This is a genomic window from Paenarthrobacter sp. FR1, from assembly GCF_051106045.1.
GTDB classification, from domain to species: domain Bacteria; phylum Actinomycetota; class Actinomycetes; order Actinomycetales; family Micrococcaceae; genus Arthrobacter; species Arthrobacter nitroguajacolicus_A.
The window spans coordinates 312,592-332,493 of sequence record NZ_JBPFSF010000005.1 but is presented as its reverse complement, the minus strand read 5'-3'; the positions used below and the strand labels follow the sequence as shown (position 1 = coordinate 332,493).

Here is a 19,902-nt window from a genome sequence, read left to right as displayed (position 1 = left end):
GCTGGGCAGGCGGAAACGCAACCATCCCGGAATGCTAACCGGACCCTAACCACGCCGAAATACCGTGGCAACAATGCACCGCCACACTGGAATAGCCGGCAAGTGCAGGCACCAGCTCCAGCCAGGAGGACACCATGCTGAAGGAAGCCAAAACTCACACAACACGAATACGAGCGATCAGCCAGCTCCACCGCGGAGACGAGATCGAAGCCCGCCTGTCCGTGGGTCCCGCCTACGATGACGTGGTCATCCGCCGCGGACGGGTCCAGGAAACGGCACCGGGAATCGGCGTCGTCTGGATCATGGACCACGTCTCGGGCATGAGGAAAGCCATCAATACCGACGAATGCAGCGTTTGGCGCGTCGCCTGAACCCCGGCTCGACCCCAAACACCCGCTCAGCCACCGGCCACGGACTGGATAATCAAGACCTCCTGGCCGGCCGCAACCTCCGTTTCAAGACCTTTCCCACGCCGGATCTCGTCGCCGTTCACGTAAATATTCACGTAGCGGCGCAGCGCCCCGGTTTCATCACGCAAACGCCTGGCCAGCACCGGATAATCCCCGGTTACCGAGTCCAGCAACTGTCCAACGGTCACAGCCCCGTCGGCGGACGCAGTCAGATAGGACTGTCCGCCGACGAGCGGCTGCAGGACGCCAGGCAACAGGACCGTAAAGTCAGCCACAACGGGCCTAACCGGGTACCGGAGCGCTGGCATGTGCCGCACGCGCGGCGCTGCTTTGCTGACCAACCACGACGGCGGCCCTGACGCACAGCACGTCCGGCAGGTGCGATACCACTTCAGTAAAGGTGCCGCCCTCGTCGGCGCTGGCGTACACGGACCCGCCCCGGGTGCCGAAATACACGCCCACGGGCTCGGCGGTATCCACGGCCGCGGCATCGCGAAGCACGGCGTTGTACTCGTGGTCCGGCAGGCCCGCATGGAGTTCAGTCCACGAGTTGCCGGCATCATCGGTGCGGTGCACGCTGAGCTTGCTGTCTGGGGGGATGCGTTCGCCATCGGCCTTCAACGGAATGACCCAGGCCGTGCCCTCTCGACGGGGATGGGTCAGCATGACGAACCCAAAGTCGGCGGGCAGCCCCTCCGCGATGGAGTCCCAGTTCTCGCCGTCATCGTCCGTGCGGTACACACCGTGATGGTTCTGCGCGTACAAACGGCCCTCGACGGCGGCATCCGCCGCGATCTTGTGAACGCACTGGCCGAATTCGGGGTTGGGATCGGGCATGAAGTAGGCAGAGATTCCCTTATTGCGAGGCTCCCAGGACGTACCGCCGTCGAGCGATCTGTAAACGCCGCCCGTGCTCATGGCGACGTGCACCTTCTCACCGGACGGGTCCACCACAATCGAGTGCGCCGCCGCGCCACCGTAGCCAGCACCCCACTCACTGCGGTGGGGGTGGTCCCAGAGTCCGCGGTTCAGCTCGAAGTGCTCGCCGCCGTCGGTTGATTTCCACACTGAAATCGGCTCGCAACCAGCCCATACAACGCCAGGGCGGGAGTCGGCGTCGGGGTGGATCTGCCAGACGCGCTCCAGGGCAGCGTCGGTGCCATCCGGGAACTTGATGGCGCCTTGCTCGGGCTCGGTCCAGGTGGTGCCGAGGTCATCGGAGTGGGCCACGGTGGGACCCCAGTGCTCGGAACGGACGCCCACCATAATCCTGGTTTTGCCGTCCCGCGTGTCTATCCCGATGCTGGGTATCTCGCTCATCAGGAAGTGCGGGCCGGAGAGGGACCATTCTTTTCGGTCTGGGCTGGTTGCGAGCCACAAGCCCTTCTTGGTCCCGATCGCTAGGACATAACTCTCTGCGGTAGCCATGAACCCCATCGAACCATCAGGGCGGAAGGGTGGCAACGGTTTATTGGTGGGTTGTGGAAAGGGGTGCCAGCTAATACCGTCGCGACAAAAGCGGTTGCTCACCACAAGCGGAGGTACCTCATGCTTACTGAAGTCGCTGATGGCGTTCTGGTTCACCAGAGCGAGTTCATCCAGAGCAATTCAATTGTTGTGCAGGGCAGGGACGGCGTCTTGCTCATCGACCCCGGCATCACGAGCAGTGAAATGACATCCCTGGCAAATGACCTTCGCGGGTTGGGCCAGTCCGTGGTCGCCGGGTTCTCGACTCATCCTGATTGGGACCACGTTCTCTGGCACGCAAGCTTCGGCGACGTACCGCGTTACGGCACGGCCCGCTGCGCGGCAGCCATGCGTGAGCTGCTGGGCAGCGCGGACTGGGAAGCCCAAGTGGCTGAGGGACTCCCGCCGGAGTATGCCGGGGAGATCCCCATGGACCTGCTGGGCCTCATCACCGGCCTGCCCGTCTCTGCTGCGGAGATTCCCTGGGCAGGGCCCACTGTCCGGATCATCGAGCTTCAAGCCCACGCCCCTGGCCATGCGGCGCTATTGATCGAGGAGAGCCGCGTCCTGGTGGCCGGTGACATGCTTTCCGACATCCTGATGCCGTTCCTCGACCTGGCGGCCGCCGACCCGATCGGGGACTACCTCGCAGCACTGCAGCTGTTTGAAGGCGTGGTCAACAACGTGGATGCTGTCATCCCTGGCCATGGTTCCGTGGGCGGCGCAGGTCAGCTGCCCGCACGCATCGAACAGGATCGCGCGTATGTGGAGGACGTGCGGGACGGAGGTGTGACCAGCGACCCGAGGGTGGGCCCATCCGCTCCGCTGTATTGGCTCGCGGACATTCATGAATGGCAACGCCGGCAACTGACCCAAAAGGGGCAAAACGGGGCACCGGAATAGCAGTTTGTACACTGGGCGCTGGTCCTCGGAATGTAATTGTTCGTCCCCTGTTCACTAAAGGGAGAAAACATGCTTGACTGTTGGCTTTGCGGCCAAATTCGGCCACGGCAACAATGCTGGGGGATTAAGTGAATAACGGGGATGACAAGAATTGAGAACCATGGATGAGGGTTCCACGGTCGTCGGCCGGTAGCGGGACGACGACATGAGTGGAGTCTCAATGCAAGAAGGAGCCATAGTCCTTGACCCCTTCGCCGTGAGGATGGTCCTCGGTCTGGTGACTTTGATCCTGATAGTCCTCACCAGCGTCTCCTCCCGACGGCAACGGTCTCCTTACGCTGATTGGTGGCGGGTTGCCCTGTGCCTTTTCTTCCTAGGCAACGCCGCCTTCCTGCTGAACGGCACGCCGGCCCAACTATGGGCCAGCCCCATTGCAAAGGCACTGGTGGTGGCCGGAGCCTTCAGCGTGTGGGCCGGAGCCCGCACGCTCCGGAGCCACAAAGTAGGCCTGTGGCAGTTGTTGCCGGCGCCACTGATGGCTGGCTTGGCGTCGGTGGTGGATGACCCAGGGTCCAACGTCTGGTCAGGTGGTTTGGTTTACCTGATTCTGACGATGGCCGGAATCTTGATGGCCGCGGTAGAGCTCTGGTTCGCGAATCCCACGCGGTCCAGAATCACGAAATTCCTGTCCATCATGGCCGGAATAACCGCCTTCTATTACTTGGGCAGGGCCATTGCGTATGCCTTGGAAGGTCCGGCGGGCGAATTCTTCCGAACGTATTTCGGTTATGCACCAGCGGCCCTGATGCACCTGATCCTGCTGGTGGCGGTGTCCTCCACCATGAACACGCTCAGCAACAAACAGCTGATCAACCGCCTCCGGGAACGCGCCGAGCGCGACCATCTGACGGGCCTGCTCAACAGGGGCGCTTTCCTGGACCTGGCCGCCCGGCACCTTGTACGTGCCTCACCCGAACAGGGCGGGGCCCTGATCCTGGCCGACCTGGACAATTTCAAGGCAGTCAATGATGAGCACGGACACTCCGCCGGTGACGCCGCCCTCCGCGCCTTCGCCGACGCCTGCACCGCCTCGGTCCGGTCTACAGACCTTGTGGGTCGGTACGGCGGTGAAGAGTTCATTCTCTTCCTTCCGGGAGCCACGCAGGAGCGGGCCGAATCCATTGCCTGGGAGATCAGCAGCCGCCTTTCGGCAAAGCGCGGTCCGGATGGCCTCCCGTTCCCCACTGTCAGTTACGGCGTTACCTCTACCGGACCGGATGCCCCGGACCTGGCCTTCATGATTAACGTGGCAGACGCCGCCCTGTACAGTGCCAAGGCGCAAGGCAGGAACAGGGTGGTGGGAGCGGACCCGGTAGAGGCAGACTCGACAGAGGACCACACAACTCCGTAGCCGGTCAGCTGGCGCTGGTCCCCGCCACTGAGTGAACCATCGCGGTCTTCGGGTAGTTCCTTGGTTCCCGCTGTTCCGTGGCTGGAAATTCAAAGAGGTCGATCATGAGCTGCTGTTCGTAGGCCAGCTGTTGTGGGCTGTTCATGATGACTTGTCCGTCCACCGTGAAGTCCACTCCGTCCCCGGACCACCGGACACCGTAAGCGTGCGGCTTCGTGGCATCGATGGGTAGCTCGATGTCGCGGACGTCGTCGGTCAGTCGAGGATCATGGTGCGCTTTGATTCCCACCCGAACGGTGCTGCTGAGGGGACCGATCCTGTCGCCGAAAAGTTCGGCGACGCACAGCTCCCCGGAATCTTCCGGACCGGACTCCTCGAATCCCACCAGCCAGATTGCCAGCATGCAGGTCGAGTCGGCAGAAGCGCTCACTACCACCTCCAGTTCACCGGACGAGGGCGTCCACAGCCGGCGAGTGACCTGCGGAGTTTCCACCAGAAGCCCGTCGAGCCGGTGACGATGCGTGCCACGGGTGGTGCCGACAGCCCCGGAGAAGGTCCCGGTCTGGAGGTTGCTGACGCGAAACGATCCGTCGGCGTCGCGCCATGGCATCTGGTCGGCGTCGATGCGCAAGCGCAAACCATCGGTGGTGAAGTCGTAGCGGGCCCGGGATCTGGCGGGCTCGGACCACTGGGGAAGATAGTGGTCCACCCAGAGGTCCTGGTTGAGGGTAGGACCGGTAAAGCGTTCATCAAAGGATTCCGTGGGCACACGCAAAGCCTAAGCCAGCCCCAGGGAAATCCCCGGCGGCGTCAGTCGACGAACTCCGACTGCGTCTCGATGAAGTCCCAATCCTCCAACGTCAGGACGCCACTGACCTTGTCCGGATGGGGTCCACCGGCCTCGGCAATATGTTGGAGAACCTGCAAGGGAAGTTCTTCTGCGCGCAGGTTTTCGCGGAGCCATTCCTTGCTGTCCAAGTGCAGATCAAGCCACCACATGTAGATTTCCACCGCGGGACCACCTCTCGTCGAATTAACCGTAGGCCGGGGCCGGGGTGTCTTCAAGAGCCAGCACCCGTTGGGCCCTTGTAAGGCGCGAAGCGAAGGGCCAATCTATTCGTAAGGGCATCCGGCCCTCTGTTCTGGAGCCGGCCCACCCTTCGCAAAAGGGATCCGCGATGGACTGTGACATCGAGCTGGAAATAGATACCGGCTCCGCACGCGGTGAATACACGGTGCACGTGGTCCGTGCACCGGCGGGAGGCCACGCGTCCGGAGTGTTCACCTTGGATGTGGATGGCATCCTGGACCGGCTTCCGCAGCTCGAAGCCACTGTCCTGGCGTCAGCCGTCGCGGCCCGGCGGACCATGCCCGTGGCCGAGATGGCCGTCCGCGAAGTGGGCCAGGAACTGTTCCAGGCCCTGTTCACCCGCGAGGTTTACGGAACGTATCGGGCTAGTTTGGGCGCCGCCCAGCACGCCGGCCAACAACTCAGGGTGGTCCTGAGATTGGCGGCCCCCGAACTTGCCACCATGCCGTGGGAAACCCTCTTTGATCCGGAGACTGAGACGTACCTCTGCCAGACCGAGCCCTTGCTTCGGCACGTCCCGGCGCCGGATTACCACCAGAACCCCCTGGATGTGGCTCCCCCGCTGCGCATCCTGGGAATTGTTGCATCTCCCCGGGACCTCCCTGCCTTGGACGTTGCCGCAGAAAAGGAACACTTGGGCAGGGCACTCGCTGGGCCGGTGGCGGAAGGCCGCGTGGAGCTGGTCTGGGCCAAGAGCGGGACGTGGGATGACGTGCAGTCCATGCTGCTGGCGGGTCCTTGGCACGTAGTTCATTTTGTAGGCCACGGCGACTACGACTCCCGGACCGACGAAGGCAGGATCGCGCTGGTCGGCTCCGATGGCAGGGCCTCGATGGTCCGCGCCGTCCGCTTGATGGCGCTGCTCAGCGTCGCCGCGCCACGGCCACGGCTGGTGGTGCTGAATTCGTGTTCCTCGGGTGAAATGGGCCAATCGGATCTCTTCTCCGGCACCGCCTCGGCCCTTGTTCGCAGCGGAATTGGTGCCGTGGCCGCCATGCAGTTCGCCATCAGCGACTACGCGGCCATCGCGTTCGCCCACGGTTTCTACGCCGCCATAGCCAACGGCAGGACAGTGGACGAGGCCGCCCGCGTCGGCAGGATCTCGGTGATGGCCAGCCCGGACGGCACGCTCGAATGGGTCACACCGGCCCTCTATGTCCGTGGCGGTTCCACGCAGCTGTTCACCCTGAAAGGCACGCCGCGCGCGCCGGCTTTTGTTGAAGGCACGACGGCGGCGGCGTTCCAGGGCGGTCCGGCTCCGGTTCCAGCTGCCACGGGTCAGGCGGCCCCCACCCAAGCCACGCAAGCCCAGGCCAACGCCGACCAAGCAATGAAGCGCGCCCAGCTCCGGGCACTCTACGTGCAGGCGTCCGCAGAGTTGCGCGCCCGACGCTTCGAGCAGGCTGTTGAATTGTTCGACGACCTCCTCACCCTCGAACCGGACTACCGGGACGCACCTGCGCTGAGGGACACTGCACGCAGACGCCTGGACATGGCCCGCGCATACCGCGAAGCGCTTGAAGCAGAAGAGGCGGGCGACTGGCTGGCCGCCGCCGACGGGTTCGCCGTGGTCCAGGACGATCCCGAGTTCCCCGAGGCCGCGGCACGGAAACAGGACTGCGAGCGCCGCCAACGCATCTCCGACCTGCAGGGCGAACTGCGCTACCACTCGTCCCTGGGCTCTTGGGAAGCGGTGTTGGATGTGTCTGCGGAACTGGAGTCAGTGGATGCCGCTGCGGCCGACCCCGATGGACTCGCTACTGCGGCGCGGGTTGAGATCGAGAAAGCCAAGCCTAAGGAACCGCCCAAGCCTGAAGCACCTGAGGTCGATGCTGAGGCACATGGTTCATATACCGCCGTATCCCCGCCGCCAACTCCACCAACGCCACCGCGGAAACCGCCGGAGAGCGCCGCTGCCGCAGCGAGCGCCAGGCAAACAGCGAAGCCAGCCACAACCCCACCCCGTGCAGCGCCGCTTGCTGGTGTCCCGGCGTCGGACGCTGGCGTTTCGGCGTCCCGCCTCGACTCGGCGCCTCGTCCTGGCCCGGCGCCTCGTCCTGGCCCGGCGCCGCGTCCTGAACCCGTGCCGATGCCGCTCGCTTGGGTTCTGCTCGCCTGGGGCGGTGCAGCCCTGGCCTTGGCGGGCGGACTCGGGGCTTGCTTCGCGATCTACTTCCTGTGGTTCGACGACAACTACTGGTACGAGAGCGGCGGAGATGGCTCCCTCCGTGTGGTTTATGGCTTGGTCGCGCCCTTTGGCTACCTGCTGCTGGCGGTTGCCGGACTTCCGGATCGGACCATGCTGGGACGGCTGGTGATGGCCGGCGTGGTGGTGTCCATGGCGGTTTTCGGGCTGTCGGGGCTCAATTACACCGTGGAACTGACCGCCGTCGTGGCCAGCTTTGTACACGCGGGCTTCGGGCTGTGGGCTGGGATCCTGGCCATCCGAGCGCGGAAATCCCAACCGTTGGGATGGTTGCTGTTGTGGCCCACGGTGACCATTCCGTTCGTCTGGATCGAGGACAAAGGGGTGTTCCTTGAATCCTGGTATCGGACGCACGCCTACTTCGTCTTGATACAGCTCTTGGTGGTGTGCGCAGCCGGTATCGGCCTCTTGGTCGCCGCCCGCCGCCTGAGGCCACGGTCGGCAGAAAGGACTGGAACATGAGCAGGTTGGTTGAGTTCACCACTGACGACGGCGGCACGGTGGTTGTGGAGGTCGCGAGCGCAGCGGGGAGCCTGGTGACAAGGGGCGGCGACCACGCGGGCGACCATTCGGGCGTGTTCGCGAGGGCCCAGCAGACCTTCGAGCGGGCGTTGGCGCATGTCCGTCCCGCGGTTCAAGGCGTGATCGACGAGCTGCTGAGCCTGGAGAACCGGCCGGACGAGGTCAGCGTGGAGTTCGGCATCGACCTTCATGCGGAAGCAGGGGCGTTTATTGCCTCGGCCAGTACGGCGTCCAACTTCAAGGTGCGGCTCACGTGGAACAAGCCATCTCCGCCCACCTAGGTTGGGTGGGAGACAGCCTGTTCAACGGCACCCCGCGGCGCAACAATAAGGGTATGGCTGCGGAGAATTTCAGCGGACGGATTCCCTTGGTGGTGGGCGTCTTGCCGGACCAGCATTTGGAAGTGCTGCAGACCGCCCGGACTCTCGCCGAGCAGCTCGGCGTGCCCTTGGTGTGCGCTTATGTGGATGAGGCCAGTTATCTGGTGGAGTGGGACCCGTCGCGCGAGACACACCGGATGTCCCTTCACCCGGAGAAGGATGACGAGGATGTCGCCGCCGTTCGTGACGGTCTTGGCAAAGTGATCGGTGACGCCATGGGTGGCGGCACGGCGGATTGGACGTTGCGGTTGTTGGCCGGCGATCCCGCCCGTGCCCTGGGCCGCTTGGCCTCCGATATCAATACTTCCATGATCATTGTGGGTACTCCCGAGCCTGGTTTGGGCCATCGGATTTCCGAGGCCTTGAACGGTTCGGTGGCGGCGTGGCTCAGCCATCACCAGCGCCGCCCAGTGCTGATCGTCCCCCAGAAAAAGAGGCCTGAAGCGGCACATAAAAACTAAAGCGAAAGTACTTATTCGAGGTGGTGGCAATGGGGTCTCACGCGACGTAGAGTAATTACTGCAGGACGGCGAAAGCCCCTGCTCAAAGACCGCTCCGGAGTGCGTATCCCCCAATAACGCACTCCGGAGCTCTTTGTTTTAAGTGCCGGTTTCAGGCTCACCAAGTCACGACGCCGGCACCCGGGTTGGGTGCCGCAGGGTCACCTGACGAACGTGTACAGCAGGGCCGCCATTCCGAAGCCCACAATGGACAGCACGGTTTCCAGCACGGTCCAGGTCTTCAAGGTGTCCTTGACGGACATATTGAAGTACTTGGAAATGATCCAGAATCCGCCATCGTTGACGTGGCTGGCGATGATGGAGCCCGAGGAAATGGCCACCACGATCAGCGCGAGCTGGGGTTGCGAGTATCCCGAGGCCAGGCTCGGCGCGAGAATGCCGCCAGTGGTCACGATCGCAACCGTGGCCGAGCCCTGCGCGATGCGCATGCCGGCGCTGATCACGAACGCGGACAGGATGATCGGCAGGCCGGCTTGGGACAGTGAATCCGCCACGGCTTTGCCCACACCGGTGGCCGAGAGGACTGCTCCGAAGAAGGCGCCGGCACCGACAACCAGCAGGATCATGCCCACCGGACGCAACGAGGAACCCGTGATTTCGCTGAGCTCGGCGGAAGTCATGCCGCGCCGGATACCCAGGAGCCACATGGCCAGGAGCACGGCGACGGTCAGCGCGATGGCCGGGTTGCCGAAGAACTGGAGGACGTCACGGAACGTGCCTGCGGGAGCGAAGATGTTGCCGAAGGTGCCGCCGAGGATCAGGATCATGGGAAGGCCGATGGCCAGGAGCACCAGGCCGATGGACGGTTCGTGGCCCTTGGCTTCCTCGGCCTCGGGAACAATGCGGTCCTCCGGCACGGAAACCATCACACGCTTGCCGATCCACGTGCCCCACAAGATGCCGGAAGCGAACCAGGCCGGGATACCGCAGATGAGGCCCATGAGGATGATCCAGCCGAGGTCCACGCCGAACAGGCCGGCCGCAGCAACGGGACCGGGGTGCGGCGGAAGGAAGGCGTGCGTCACGGAGAGGCCTGCCAGCAGCGGCAGTGCGTACAGTGCCAGGGACTTGCCGCCACGGATCGCGGCAACATAGACCAATGGCGCCAGGACAAAGATGCCGATATCGAAGAACACCGGAATACCCAGCACAAAGCCGGTGATGCCCATGGCGAGCGGGGTGCCCTTTTCACCGAAGATCTTCACGAGCCGTCCGAGCAGCACCTCAGCACCACCGGAGCGTTCCAGGATGGCGCCAAGAACGGTACCAAGGCCGATGATCACCGTGATGTGGCCAAGGATGCCTGCGAAGCCCTTCTCAATGAGGGCGTCGCTGCTCTTGGTCGCCGAGCCCACCAGGGCTTCCACGGAGATCCCACCCACCAGGGCCACGATCACACCGGTTCCCACCAAGGCGATGAACGGTTCGAGCTTGACCTTAATGATCAGGAATAGCAGCAGGGCGATGCCGGCACCTGCCAGGAGGAGCAGGCCGGCGGTGTCGTGCCGCAGCCATTCAAGGAATTCAGTCATGACGAGTCTTTCTGGGTAAGTCCTACTTGAGGGTGCCGGTGAAGGCTGCGGCACGTGCCGCGATGTCTGCCCAGTCACCTGCAGCGACGGCTGCGGGCGGGACTACGCTGGTGCCGCAGCAGACTGCGGCAGCACCGGCGTCGAGGTAGCTCTTGGCGTTGGAGGCGTCGATGCCCCCCGAAGGCAGCAAGCGGATGCCCGGGTACGGGCCCTGCAGGTCCTTCAGGTACGCCGGACCGAGCTGCCGGGCGGGGAAAATCTTGACGGCGGCCGAACCCAGGTCCAGGGCTTGGGCCACCTCGGTGGGGGTCATGGCGCCGAGGCTGAACGGGATTCCCGCAGCCACGGCGACGGCGGCGACCTCCGGCCTGAGGCCGGGCGTCACCAGGAACTGCGCCCCGGCGTCGATCGCTGCGCGGGCTTGGTCGCCGGTCATCACCGTGCCGATTCCGACGGCGGCACCGTGGTCCGCCGCCGTCTCCGCCGCGCGCTTGACGTGCTTGAGCACATCCGGCGTGGTGAACGTGAGCTCGACGCTGCGGATGCCGCCGTCGGCCAGTGCCCGGCAGAGATCCGCGGCATCGGTGATGGACGGCGCGCGGACCACGGCCAGGGTGCGGTCCGCTTCGAGCTGCTGGAGGAATTGTTCGGGGGTCATTGTTGTCCTTCTCGGGTGAGGCCGTCACTGTGTCGGCGCAGGGCACGGCCGGCGCGGGCGCCGGTGGGCTGGCCGCCGTCGATCGCTGCGGTGCCGTTGACGAAGACGTACTGGATGCCGCTGGCGGCTTGGCGGGGGTTCTCAAAAGTGGCTTCGTCTCGGATGGTCTCCGGGTCGAAGAGCACGACGTCGGCTGCGTAGCCTTCGCGGACCAGTCCCCTCTTGTGGAGCTTGAGTCGTGCGGCGGGGCGGCCACTAAGGTGGTGGACTGTTTCCTCGAGGCTGAGCAGGCCGAGGTCGCGGGAGTAGTGGCCGAGGTAGCGCGGGAACGTACCCCAGGCGCGGGGGTGTGGTTTGGCGCCGACCAGGAGTCCGTCGCTGCCGCCGGTGTGGGTGCGGTGCTTCATGATGGCCTGGACGTTTTCCTCGTGACCGACGTGTTGCAGGATGCCGGTGCCGAGGCGGTCTTCCGTGAGGATGAGCGCGAACACGTCGAACGGATCCTGCCGGGCTTCGGCCGCGATGTCCCGGACGGTCTTGCCCACGTAGCCTGCGAGCGCCGGGTTCTGCACTCCGCTGATCTCCAGGGTGTCCCACTCGGCAACGACGCCGTGGCAGCCGTCGGAGCCGTAGACCTCCACGGCTTCACGGATTCTGGCTCTTGTTCCGGGGTCGGCCAGCCGGGCCAAGGTGGCCTCGGTGCCGCCGGATGAGGCCCAGCTCGGGAGAATGGCACTGAGTGTCGTGGCCCCCGGGAGGTACGGATACGTGTCCAGGGTGATGTCCACACCCTGGTCCAAGGCTTGGTCGATCAGCTCCAGGAGTTCCCCGGCACGGCCCTTGTTCTCCGCGAAGTTCATGGTGGCGTGGGACAGGTGCAGGGCGCAGCCGGTGTCGCGGCTGAGTCCGATCATCTCCCCGTAGGCTCCCAAGGCGCCTTTGCCGTAGGAACGGTGGTGGGGTGCGTAGAAGCCACCCAGTTCACCCACCGCGCGGAGGAGCCCGGCCAGTTCCTCGGTCTGCGCGTACATACCCGGCGTATAGGTCAGGCCCGAAGACATTCCCACGGCTCCCTCTTCCATCGCCGTGCGGATGACGTCCTGCATCTGCTGTTGTTGCTCCGGCGTGGGGTCTCCCTCGGCGAAGCCCATCACCATGGCCCGGACGGTTCCTTGAGGTACCAGGTAGGCGGCGTTGGTGGCGATGCGGCCGCCGTCTTCAACCCTGTCCAGGCGGTCGAGATACTCGCCCACGGTCCGCCAGTTCCAGTCGAAATCAGCCGGATTGTCGTTCCAACCAGCGATTTTCTCCCGTACACCGGCGAGGGTTGTGTCATCAACCGGCGCGTAGGAGAGGCCGTCCTGGCCCAGCAATTCCGTGGTGACGCCTTGGCTGAGCTTGGCGTAGTGGTCCCGGTTGACCAACAGTTGCAGGTCCGAGTGTGCGTGCATGTCGATGAAACCGGGGCTCAGGACCAGCCCGGTAGCATCGATGACACGCTCTGCGCCCGTGTCCGCTGCGGTGAGGCTTCCGGCGTCGACGACGGCGGCAATCACCGCACCGTCCAGCAGGACGTCCGCTGGGCGGCGGTCCGCTCTGGTTCCGTCCACCAAGGTGGCGTTGCTGATGAGGGTCTTCATGGCAGGGGTCCTAGAAGAAGGTGTGGATGAGGTCGACGACGGTCTGATCGCCGCCGGGCGTGGAATCCGCGAGGACGGGGATGACGGTCCACTTGTCGAACGCTGTGCACGGGTGGGACAGGCCCAGCCGGATCACGTCGCCGGGCCTGACGGTGGTGGTGCCGGCGTCGAAGGTCATGAAGCTGTGCTGGTCATTGACCGAGGTGATTTCGGCTCCAACCAGGGGCTCCATGGCTCCGCCGAGGGTTGAGCCGATGAGCTGCGGCTCGGGCAGGCCTTCGTCGAACGGGAGGTCGCGCTTGCCGGCATCGAGGATGGCCAGGCCGGGTTCCGTCTGCGAAACGACGCGCGCCCAGCCGTGCATTCCGGCCGTGAACGGCTGATCGCCCACGCGGGAGAACGGCGAGATTCCGCGGTAGAAGCCGTCGTCGTGGATGATGTAGGCGCCGCTGCGGATCATGAGGTCCACTTTCAAGGAATGAGACACAGTTGGGGCCGCCTCTGCTGTGGTGCTGATGCACGGTGAGAGGACCGTGACGACGTCGTCGAAGTACGCGCTGCCACCGGCTGTGATGATCACGGAGCCGGAACCGTAAAGGTCCGCGGCGAGTAGCTCCTCATGAAGGAGCCGCATCTGGGCGAGGTAGCCACGGACGGCGGCCAGGCCGGCGTCGTCCGCTGTGTGCGCGAGCGAGCCCTCGTAGCCACTGACGCCCACCAAGCGCAGGTTTGGCGAGGCCGAGATCGCGCGGGCAATGTCCATGGCGGCGTCAACGCCGCGGGCGCCGGTCCGGCCACCATGGGCGCCGAGTTCCACCAGGACGTCCAGTTCGGTGTCGGTGCCGGCGAGGGTCCGGTTGATGACGTCCACGGTTCCCAGGGAGTCGACCCAGGAAAGGATGGTGGCGTCCGCGGGCTGCTCGGCGACCCATTGGATGGCCTGCGGATCCGTGAGGCTGTTGGCGAGCTGCAGGTTCCGGACGCCGAACTCGCGAGCCACCCGCAGCTGCGCAAAATTGGCCAGCGTGATACCCCAAGCACCCCGGTTGAGCTGTTCGGTCCAGAGCTGGGGCGCCATCGTGGTCTTGCCGTGCGGCGCAAGCAGGACGCCGTGGTCCGCACACCACTCCGCCAGGCGATCGGCGTTGGCTTGAAGCGCAGCGGCGTCGAGGGTGAGCAGCGGCGTCTGGAAGTCGGACAGCGTGTGCTTGGCGGCCAGGAAGTCCGCGTGGGTGGCCCCGTTCTCGGCGGCGGGCACGGCTTTGTGGCGCCAGTCGAGACGGCGTTCAGCCAGGCCTGCCACGGCGGCTGCCGAGATGGCTTCGGAAGTGTTCACGCGTTTGGTTCCCTTCGCGGTGCTGCGTTTTTGAAGCTGCGTTGTGGGGTTGGTGGAGTGAGATTGCTTGCGTTGCGTATTTTGCAACGCTGGTTGCAAACCTGCTGGTGATATGTCTAACATGGTGGCGGATCGAGAGTCAAGGCCGCTGAGAAGCGCACGAACTAGTGGGAGAACGATGCTTTCAGCTGTATGCGTGGGCGAAACCATGGCCATGCTTACCCCTGTCCACGCCGTCCCCCTGCACCTGGCAACCGAACTCCACTTCGGGATCGGCGGCGCGGAATCCAACGTCGCCATGGGCTTGGCCGCCATGGGCCTGGACACACACTGGATCAGCCGGGTGGGCAACGACGGCTTCGGCACCCGAATCCTCCACGACCTCCGCGATCACGGCGTAGGAGTAGCCGGCGTCGAGATCGACCACGCCCTGCCCACCGGCCTCTACGTGAAAGTCCCCGCCCAGGACTCAGACCCCGACGGCGGCAGCTCGGTTTTGTACTACCGGCAAGGCTCCGCGGCATCGGCCATGGGACGCGACACGCTCTCCAATCCTGCCGTTTCCACGCTGCTTGAGAACGCTGCGCTCATCCACCTGAGCGGGATCACCGCAGCTCTCTCCCCCGAATGCCTTTCCCTGTTGGAAGCAATCCTCACCGCGCCCCGCAACGGCCGCACCATCAGCTTTGACGTCAACTGGCGCGAAGCCTTGTGGGCAGGCCAAGACCGTTCCGTCCTGCAGCGCCTGGCGAACCTGGCCGACGTCGTGCTTGTTGGGAAAGACGAAGCCGAACACGCCTTCGGCACCACCGACGAAGCAGAACTCCGCCGCCTGATGCCCGACCCGGAGGTCCTGGTCATCAAGAACGAGGCCATCAGCGCCATCTCCTTGGACCGGAGCGGCACCCGGGAAGAGGTTCCCGCCCTGTCGGTCGCCGTCGTCGAGCCTGTTGGCGCCGGTGACTCGTTCGCCGCCGGCTACCTCAGCGGCATGCTGTTCGGGCTGGGCCAGAAGGAGAGCCTGCGCCGCGGCCACGTTGCTGCTGCGTGCACCCTGACCGTCCACGGCGACCGCGGCCCCCTGCCCGACGCCGCCGAGCTCGCCGCCATCCTCGATTCTTCGGATGCCGCCTGGGCTGCTATCCATGTTGAAGACGGACAATTCAACACAAGAACCGGAGCGTGACACCGTGAGCCAGAGCCTCATGCGAGCCATCGACCTGCTCGGCGAGCTCGCCGCAAAACCAGCAACCCTGGACGAACTCGCCTCTAAGGCCGCCGTGCACAAGACCACGGTGATGCGGCTCCTGCACGCCATGGAAGAAAAGCGGTTTGTGGTGCGGGACGAAGAGCAGCGGTTCATGCTCGGTTCCAAGCTGTTCGAACTGTCCTCGCTGGCACTGGAACAACGCGACATCCGTAAGGTGGCCCACCCGCACCTGGCCGAGCTCAACGGCCGCACCGGGCACACGGTTCACCTCGCCGCCTTCGAAGGGAATGAGGTGGTGTACATCGACAAGTTCGAGTCCCACCACCCCGTCCGCATGTACTCGCGCATCGGCCTGACTGCATCGCTGCACTCGGCCGCTGTGTCCAAAGTCCTCCTCGCCGACATGCCGCGAAGCCGGCAGCAAAAGATCGCCGCGGGGCTGGACTACGTCAAAGTTACCGAGAACACCTTGACCTCGCCGGGGGCCCTGTTGGCCGAACTCGAGCAGGTCAAGGAGCAGGGCTGGGCCCATGACAACGCTGAGCACGAAGCCTTCGTGCACTGCATCGCGGCCCCCATCCGCGACGCCAGCGGCGCCGTTGTTGCCGCAGCCTCTTGTTCGGTACCGGTAGTGATGCTCAGCTATGAAGGCTTGCTTGAGCTGCTGCCCGACCTCAAAGCCAGCACCGAGGCCATCTCCAACGACCTCGGCTGGATCAGCCACGAAAGGAACTCAGCATGAGTGAAAAGACCGTAGTACTGACCGACAATGCCCCCGCCCCGGCGCACGTTTTCTCCCAGGGCATCAAGAAGGGCGGCATGTTCCAGGTTTCCGGTCAGGGCCCCATGGACCCCGCCACCAACCAGTACATCGGCGAGGGCGACGTCCGCGTCCAGACCCGCCGCACGCTGGAAAACGTGAAGGCCATCCTGGAAGCCGGCGGATCCTCCGTTGAAGACGTCCTCATGTTCCGCGTCTACCTCACCACCCGCGACGACTTCGCCGCCATGAACGAGGTCTACGGCGAGTTCATCCGCGAGAACGTCCCCAGCGGCCAGCTGCCCAGCCGCACCACCGTGTTCGTGGACCTGCCGCACGAGGTCATGCTGGTGGAGATCGACGCCCTGGCTGTCACCGCCTAAGGGACCCTCTCTCACATCCCTACCGTTTTCGAGGGACCCTCTCTCACATCCCTACCGTTTTCGAGGGGCCCTCTCTCACATCACGCCGGTAAGGCTCGACGGCGGCACTCACTTGGGTGCCGCCGTCGGGCTTTAAGAGGTTGCCGCCCTAGAAGGCGGTCACCCGTGCGGGTGCCTCCACCTTCTGGAAGCGGAGCTTCCACGGGGTGAGCGCGGATTCGAGTTGTTCGCGAAGGTCCATCTTGGATGCGCCTTCCACCCGCTCTTCAAAATGAATGGGAACCTCCATGATCTTCAGGCCGTGCCGGGCTGCCCGGTAGTTCATCTCCACCTGAAATGAATATCCGTCACTTTGAATGGACGTCACATCGATCTGTTGCAGCGCAGAAGCTGTCCACGCCTTGTATCCCGCCGTAGCATCCTTGACCTTCAACCCCAGGATTGCACCGACGTAGAAGTTGGCCCACGCCGAAAGGGCCTTGCGGTGCCAGGGCCATTCGGCCGCAGTGGAGCCGCCAGTGACGTAGCGCGAACCAATCACGAGCGCCGCCCCGGAATCCTGGATCCGTTCAAGCATGGTGGGGATTGCCGCTACAGGGTGGGACAGATCTGCGTCCATTTGGATGATGATCTCCGAGTTCCCGGCCAGCGCCTCGGTCATTCCCGCCACATAGGCCCGGCCCAGTCCATCCTTTTCCTTCCGGTGCAGGACGGACACTGTTCCCCGGGATTCCGCCGACAATTGATCAGCCACCACCCCTGTCCCGTCAGGTGAGTTGTCATCAACAACCAGCACGTGCAGATTCGGAATACTGAGTGCCTGGAGCTGGGCGACAAGAACCGGCAGGTTCTCGCGCTCATTGTAGGTAGGCACAACGACGGTAATTTTCGGAAAAACAGCAGTCAAAACGAGGGTCCCCAATTCGGTGTTCGCTAATTGCCGGGGCTCAATGCTGCTATGCGCGGCCCCGGGCACCGCCAGTCTATTGAGCCAAGCTGAAGAATCGTGGAAAGCTGTAGCTCCACGACCCGCTTTGAACTTGAAACGCCCCCGACACGCCGGAAACGACGGCGTGTCCCGGCACTCCCGGCTTGAAAGAGGGTCAGGAAGAGACGCGGCGCCCAACGACCGAGGCAGGGACGGCCGGAATTCGCTGCCGTTTGGCGTAGACCCTCGCCCGCTGGCTGGAAAGTGCCAGGAGAACCAGGATGTCGGTGGCCAGGCCTGAAAGTCCGGCTTCGAGGGTGATGTTCGTGCTTCCGGTGAAGTAGTCAATGGCTTGGACAACCACCGAAATGGAACTAAGGCCCATGGCGATCACCCGGGCTCCGTTGCTGCCCAGGAAAATCCGCCAGGCAAGGAAAATCTCACCCAGGCCGAACAACAGCACCGCAATGGCAACGAAGGTGACCACCGCCGTCGTGGTTTGCGGGTCAAGGGGGTCGCCGTCGGCGGTGAGGTCCGTGAAGACCTCGGACGAAGTCAGCAGCGTCAGGGCGAGGACGAAGGCAGCGATGGACCTGGCCACCACCAACGCGGCACCCATCATGGTGGGTGCCGGCCGCCTGTCACGGCTGTCAGTGGGACGGGAAGGCTGGCCGGCCGGGACAGTCACGGACCGCGCGTCGATAATGGGCAGGTCGCCGTCAGTGGAGATTGAATCCCCGCCGCCGTTCCGCGAGTGGTAGCCGGTGGAGAAGTCCTTGATCACGTGAACGGACACCGCGGGCCCGGCGTCGGAAACTGTCCGCACGATGTGGTCACGCTCAACGTCCGTGTTTTGCTCAATCTTGTGCGTGATCTGGAGGGTGAACAGCGAGAAACCGACGCTGCGGTCGTAGGTTCCGGCGGCAAGCCAGTCCACCTTGTGCCCGCCCGGCAGGAGCCAGCCTTCGGGGCAGCGCCAGAACCGGACGTGGTGGCGTTTGCCGGGGTTGTTGTCCACTTCCTGCTGATAAGCGAAATCCTGTTGCCGGTCGAACAGGTAGAGCGGGCTGACCGGCGCCTCGGAATAGCTTTGCCTGAAAATGGTGGAGCTGATGATGCGGCGGCTGCTGCCGAAGGTGACGTCGTCCGCCTGCGTCCAGCCGGCAGCGCGCATGATGGCGTGGATTTGCGGCTCGTGGCCGAGCAACGCGACGTTCACGGGATCGCCCAGGAGTCCGTCACTGGTCCGGGCGCGCCCGATGAAGTAGCCCGGAACGTAAATAGTGGTCAGGATGCGGTGCAGGCGGGGCAGGAGCAGATAAGCAAGAAATGCCCAGAAGAAGAAGTAGAACCACACCTGGCCCCAACCCAGATGGAAGCTCTCCCCCAGCAGCAGGAACGCCAGCCACACCGCAGCCGCCCCGCCCAGGATGAAGAACGCATGGTCCAGCCGGCTGTCAGTCACGTCCCTGCTCGGCGCCTTGTACACAGAGAGCCCCCTTTGCTTGCTTCAAGCTTCGGGCCTCGCGCGGGGTATGTACAGATACCGTTCAGGTTCAGGCGGGGCTGCTGACCTGGAGTTGCCCGTGGTCAACGAGCCAGCGCAGGGACTCGTGCACGGCCTGTTCGGGCTCGTAGCGTGGTGCGTAGCCCAGGAGGGATTTGGCTTTTTCGATGGTGAGGCAATGGTTGCGGGACAAGTGGGCCCAGCTCGTGTCAGCGTGTTCGGGCGTGCTGGTCCGGCGAAATTCATCCCATCCGACCGTCTCAAGATGCGGCTCCTGGCCGAACCAGGACGCCGCAATCCTGGCGTAGCCCCGAACGCTCAGGGCCGTGGGAGCAACGATGTTGAAGTCTTCGCCGGCCGCCGTATCACGGCGGTCGATGGCCTTCTCAAAGGCCTGGGCGAGGTCGTCGGCATGGACGTGATGCATCATTTCCGCACCGCTTCCCGGCATGAGCACTGTCTGTCCGCCGGAGATCTTATGCCACACCGTGGGATCGAAATTCCCAAGCGGTCCCACCGGGCGCCAACCCGGCCCCACGATATGCCCGGGATGCAGCGACGTCGTGACCAGGCCGCCGGACGCCGTCTCCTCCTTCAGCATGCGGGCGATGTCGCGTTTCTGGATGCCGTACTCATCAGTCGGTTCGAGGGCGGAATCCGAGCCCTCCGCCAACGGCAACTTCAAGCTCTCGCCGTACCGCCAGATGGATCCACAGTGCAGGAAATGTCCCACCTCGCCACGGAGACGGTTCACCAGCGCGGTGGCCGAGTCGAGCGTGAAGCAGACAAGGTCAACCACGACGTCGGCACCCAGCTCCGCGACCCTGTCACCGAAGATGCCGGCCCGGTCCTCCTGCTCACGGTCCGCGGCGACTTGGCGGACCTGCTGCCATTCGGGTGAATCCGTGTAGGGCGTGCTGGTTCCGCGGCTGATGTTGACCACCTCATGCCCCGCACGGACGAGCCTGGGAACGAGGAAGGAGCCGATGTGGCCGCTGCCTCCGACGACGACTGTCTTCATGGTGTCCACTTCGCCTT

The 19,902-nt window shown here is 64.3% G+C and carries 20 protein-coding genes; 9 read left to right on the top strand and 11 right to left on the bottom strand.

The genetic code is table 11. The features are described 5' to 3' along the window. Window positions 1–134: 134 nt before the first annotated feature. A complete protein-coding gene (locus tag ACR30Z_RS12610) occupies window positions 135–371 on the top strand; it encodes a hypothetical protein (RefSeq protein ID WP_144648776.1) in 237 nt (78 codons plus the stop codon). 26 nt (window positions 372–397) lie between these two features. Here the strand turns inward: ACR30Z_RS12610 and ACR30Z_RS12605 are convergent, their stop codons facing one another. Together ACR30Z_RS12605 and ACR30Z_RS12600 are read right to left on the bottom strand one after the other, a co-directional pair. Continuing rightward, the gene (locus ACR30Z_RS12605) at window positions 398–685 is read right to left on the bottom strand and encodes a MoaD/ThiS family protein (protein WP_434372862.1); all 288 of its coding nucleotides are present in this window, start codon (window positions 683–685) and stop codon (window positions 398–400) included. A gap of 7 nt (window positions 686–692) precedes the next feature. Beyond that, the gene (locus ACR30Z_RS12600) at window positions 693–1,847 is read right to left on the bottom strand and encodes a WD40/YVTN/BNR-like repeat-containing protein (protein ID WP_434372861.1); all 1,155 of its coding nucleotides are present in this window, start codon (window positions 1,845–1,847) and stop codon (window positions 693–695) included. A gap of 111 nt (window positions 1,848–1,958) precedes the next feature. Between ACR30Z_RS12600 and ACR30Z_RS12595 the strand changes: the two genes are divergently transcribed. After that, window positions 1,959–2,780, top strand: coding sequence for an MBL fold metallo-hydrolase (locus tag ACR30Z_RS12595; RefSeq protein ID WP_434372859.1), 822 nt, complete (start codon window positions 1,959–1,961; stop codon window positions 2,778–2,780). Between the two features lie 205 nt (window positions 2,781–2,985). Then, window positions 2,986–4,191: a GGDEF domain-containing protein gene (locus ACR30Z_RS12590; protein ID WP_434372857.1), complete on the top strand. Its 1,206-nt coding sequence runs from the start codon at window positions 2,986–2,988 to the stop codon at window positions 4,189–4,191. Between the two features lie 4 nt (window positions 4,192–4,195). Here the strand turns inward: ACR30Z_RS12590 and ACR30Z_RS12585 are convergent, their stop codons facing one another. Both ACR30Z_RS12585 and ACR30Z_RS12580 read right to left on the bottom strand, forming a co-directional pair. Further along, window positions 4,196–4,960, bottom strand: a complete 765-nt coding sequence (locus tag ACR30Z_RS12585; RefSeq protein ID WP_434372855.1) for a hypothetical protein — start codon at window positions 4,958–4,960, stop codon at window positions 4,196–4,198. Between the two features lie 41 nt (window positions 4,961–5,001). Next, a complete protein-coding gene (locus ACR30Z_RS12580; RefSeq protein ID WP_434372853.1) occupies window positions 5,002–5,202 on the bottom strand; it encodes a hypothetical protein in 201 nt (66 codons plus the stop codon). A 167-nt stretch (window positions 5,203–5,369) separates the two neighbouring features. On the opposite strand from ACR30Z_RS12580, the gene ACR30Z_RS12575 reads away from it, so the two are divergent. Genes ACR30Z_RS12575 through ACR30Z_RS12565 form a run of 3 tightly spaced genes read left to right on the top strand, consistent with a single transcriptional unit; the run spans window position 5,370 to window position 8,850 of the window. Further along, window positions 5,370–7,949: a CHAT domain-containing protein gene (locus ACR30Z_RS12575; protein ID WP_434372852.1), complete on the top strand. Its 2,580-nt coding sequence runs from the start codon at window positions 5,370–5,372 to the stop codon at window positions 7,947–7,949. Then, entirely contained in the window at window positions 7,946–8,290 is a 345-nt protein-coding gene (locus ACR30Z_RS12570; protein ID WP_434372851.1) for a CU044_2847 family protein, read from the top strand. Before ACR30Z_RS12575 ends, ACR30Z_RS12570 begins: the two co-directional genes overlap by 4 nt. 53 nt (window positions 8,291–8,343) lie before the next feature. Next, window positions 8,344–8,850 (top strand): universal stress protein, encoded by a 507-nt coding sequence (locus ACR30Z_RS12565; RefSeq protein ID WP_434372850.1) that lies wholly within the window; start codon window positions 8,344–8,346, stop codon window positions 8,848–8,850. Window positions 8,851–9,050: 200 nt separating this feature from the next. Here ACR30Z_RS12565 and ACR30Z_RS12560 read toward each other — a convergent pair whose 3' ends face one another. From ACR30Z_RS12560 to ACR30Z_RS12545, 4 genes are read right to left on the bottom strand one after another with little or no spacing between them, the layout of a single operon-like run. Beyond that, a complete protein-coding gene (locus tag ACR30Z_RS12560) occupies window positions 9,051–10,442 on the bottom strand; it encodes a GntP family permease (RefSeq protein ID WP_014923241.1) in 1,392 nt (463 codons plus the stop codon). A gap of 22 nt (window positions 10,443–10,464) precedes the next feature. Next, window positions 10,465–11,100, bottom strand: a complete 636-nt coding sequence (locus tag ACR30Z_RS12555) for a bifunctional 4-hydroxy-2-oxoglutarate aldolase/2-dehydro-3-deoxy-phosphogluconate aldolase (RefSeq protein ID WP_434372848.1) — start codon at window positions 11,098–11,100, stop codon at window positions 10,465–10,467. After that, entirely contained in the window at window positions 11,097–12,740 is a 1,644-nt protein-coding gene (locus ACR30Z_RS12550; protein ID WP_434372846.1) for an N-acyl-D-amino-acid deacylase family protein, read from the bottom strand. Before ACR30Z_RS12550 ends, ACR30Z_RS12555 begins: the two co-directional genes overlap by 4 nt. A gap of 10 nt (window positions 12,741–12,750) precedes the next feature. Then, a complete protein-coding gene (locus ACR30Z_RS12545; protein WP_434372845.1) occupies window positions 12,751–14,076 on the bottom strand; it encodes an alanine racemase in 1,326 nt (441 codons plus the stop codon). Window positions 14,077–14,254: 178 nt separating this feature from the next. Between ACR30Z_RS12545 and ACR30Z_RS12540 the strand changes: the two genes are divergently transcribed. The 3 genes from ACR30Z_RS12540 to ACR30Z_RS12530 are packed head-to-tail and all read left to right on the top strand — an operon-like array spanning window position 14,255 to window position 16,429. Next, window positions 14,255–15,262 (top strand): sugar kinase, encoded by a 1,008-nt coding sequence (locus ACR30Z_RS12540; RefSeq protein ID WP_144648790.1) that lies wholly within the window; start codon window positions 14,255–14,257, stop codon window positions 15,260–15,262. 4 nt (window positions 15,263–15,266) lie between these two features. Continuing rightward, window positions 15,267–16,028 carry an IclR family transcriptional regulator gene (locus tag ACR30Z_RS12535; RefSeq protein ID WP_434372843.1) on the top strand — a complete coding sequence of 254 codons (762 nt, stop codon included), beginning with the start codon at window positions 15,267–15,269 and terminating at the stop codon, window positions 16,026–16,028. After that, the gene (locus tag ACR30Z_RS12530; RefSeq protein WP_144648792.1) at window positions 16,025–16,429 is read left to right on the top strand and encodes a RidA family protein; all 405 of its coding nucleotides are present in this window, start codon (window positions 16,025–16,027) and stop codon (window positions 16,427–16,429) included. Before ACR30Z_RS12535 ends, ACR30Z_RS12530 begins: the two co-directional genes overlap by 4 nt. Window positions 16,430–16,577: 148 nt before the next feature. Here ACR30Z_RS12530 and ACR30Z_RS12525 read toward each other — a convergent pair whose 3' ends face one another. From ACR30Z_RS12525 to ACR30Z_RS12515, 3 genes are all read right to left on the bottom strand, one after another. After that, window positions 16,578–17,405, bottom strand: coding sequence for a polyprenol monophosphomannose synthase (locus tag ACR30Z_RS12525; protein ID WP_434372842.1), 828 nt, complete (start codon window positions 17,403–17,405; stop codon window positions 16,578–16,580). A 127-nt stretch (window positions 17,406–17,532) separates the two neighbouring features. Next, complete coding sequence (locus ACR30Z_RS12520) at window positions 17,533–18,846, bottom strand: LssY C-terminal domain-containing protein (protein WP_434372841.1); 1,314 nt, start codon at window positions 18,844–18,846, stop codon at window positions 17,533–17,535. Window positions 18,847–18,913: 67 nt separating this feature from the next. Then, entirely contained in the window at window positions 18,914–19,885 is a 972-nt protein-coding gene (locus tag ACR30Z_RS12515) for an NAD-dependent epimerase/dehydratase family protein (RefSeq protein ID WP_434372839.1), read from the bottom strand. Between the last annotated feature and the right edge of the window lie 17 nt (window positions 19,886–19,902).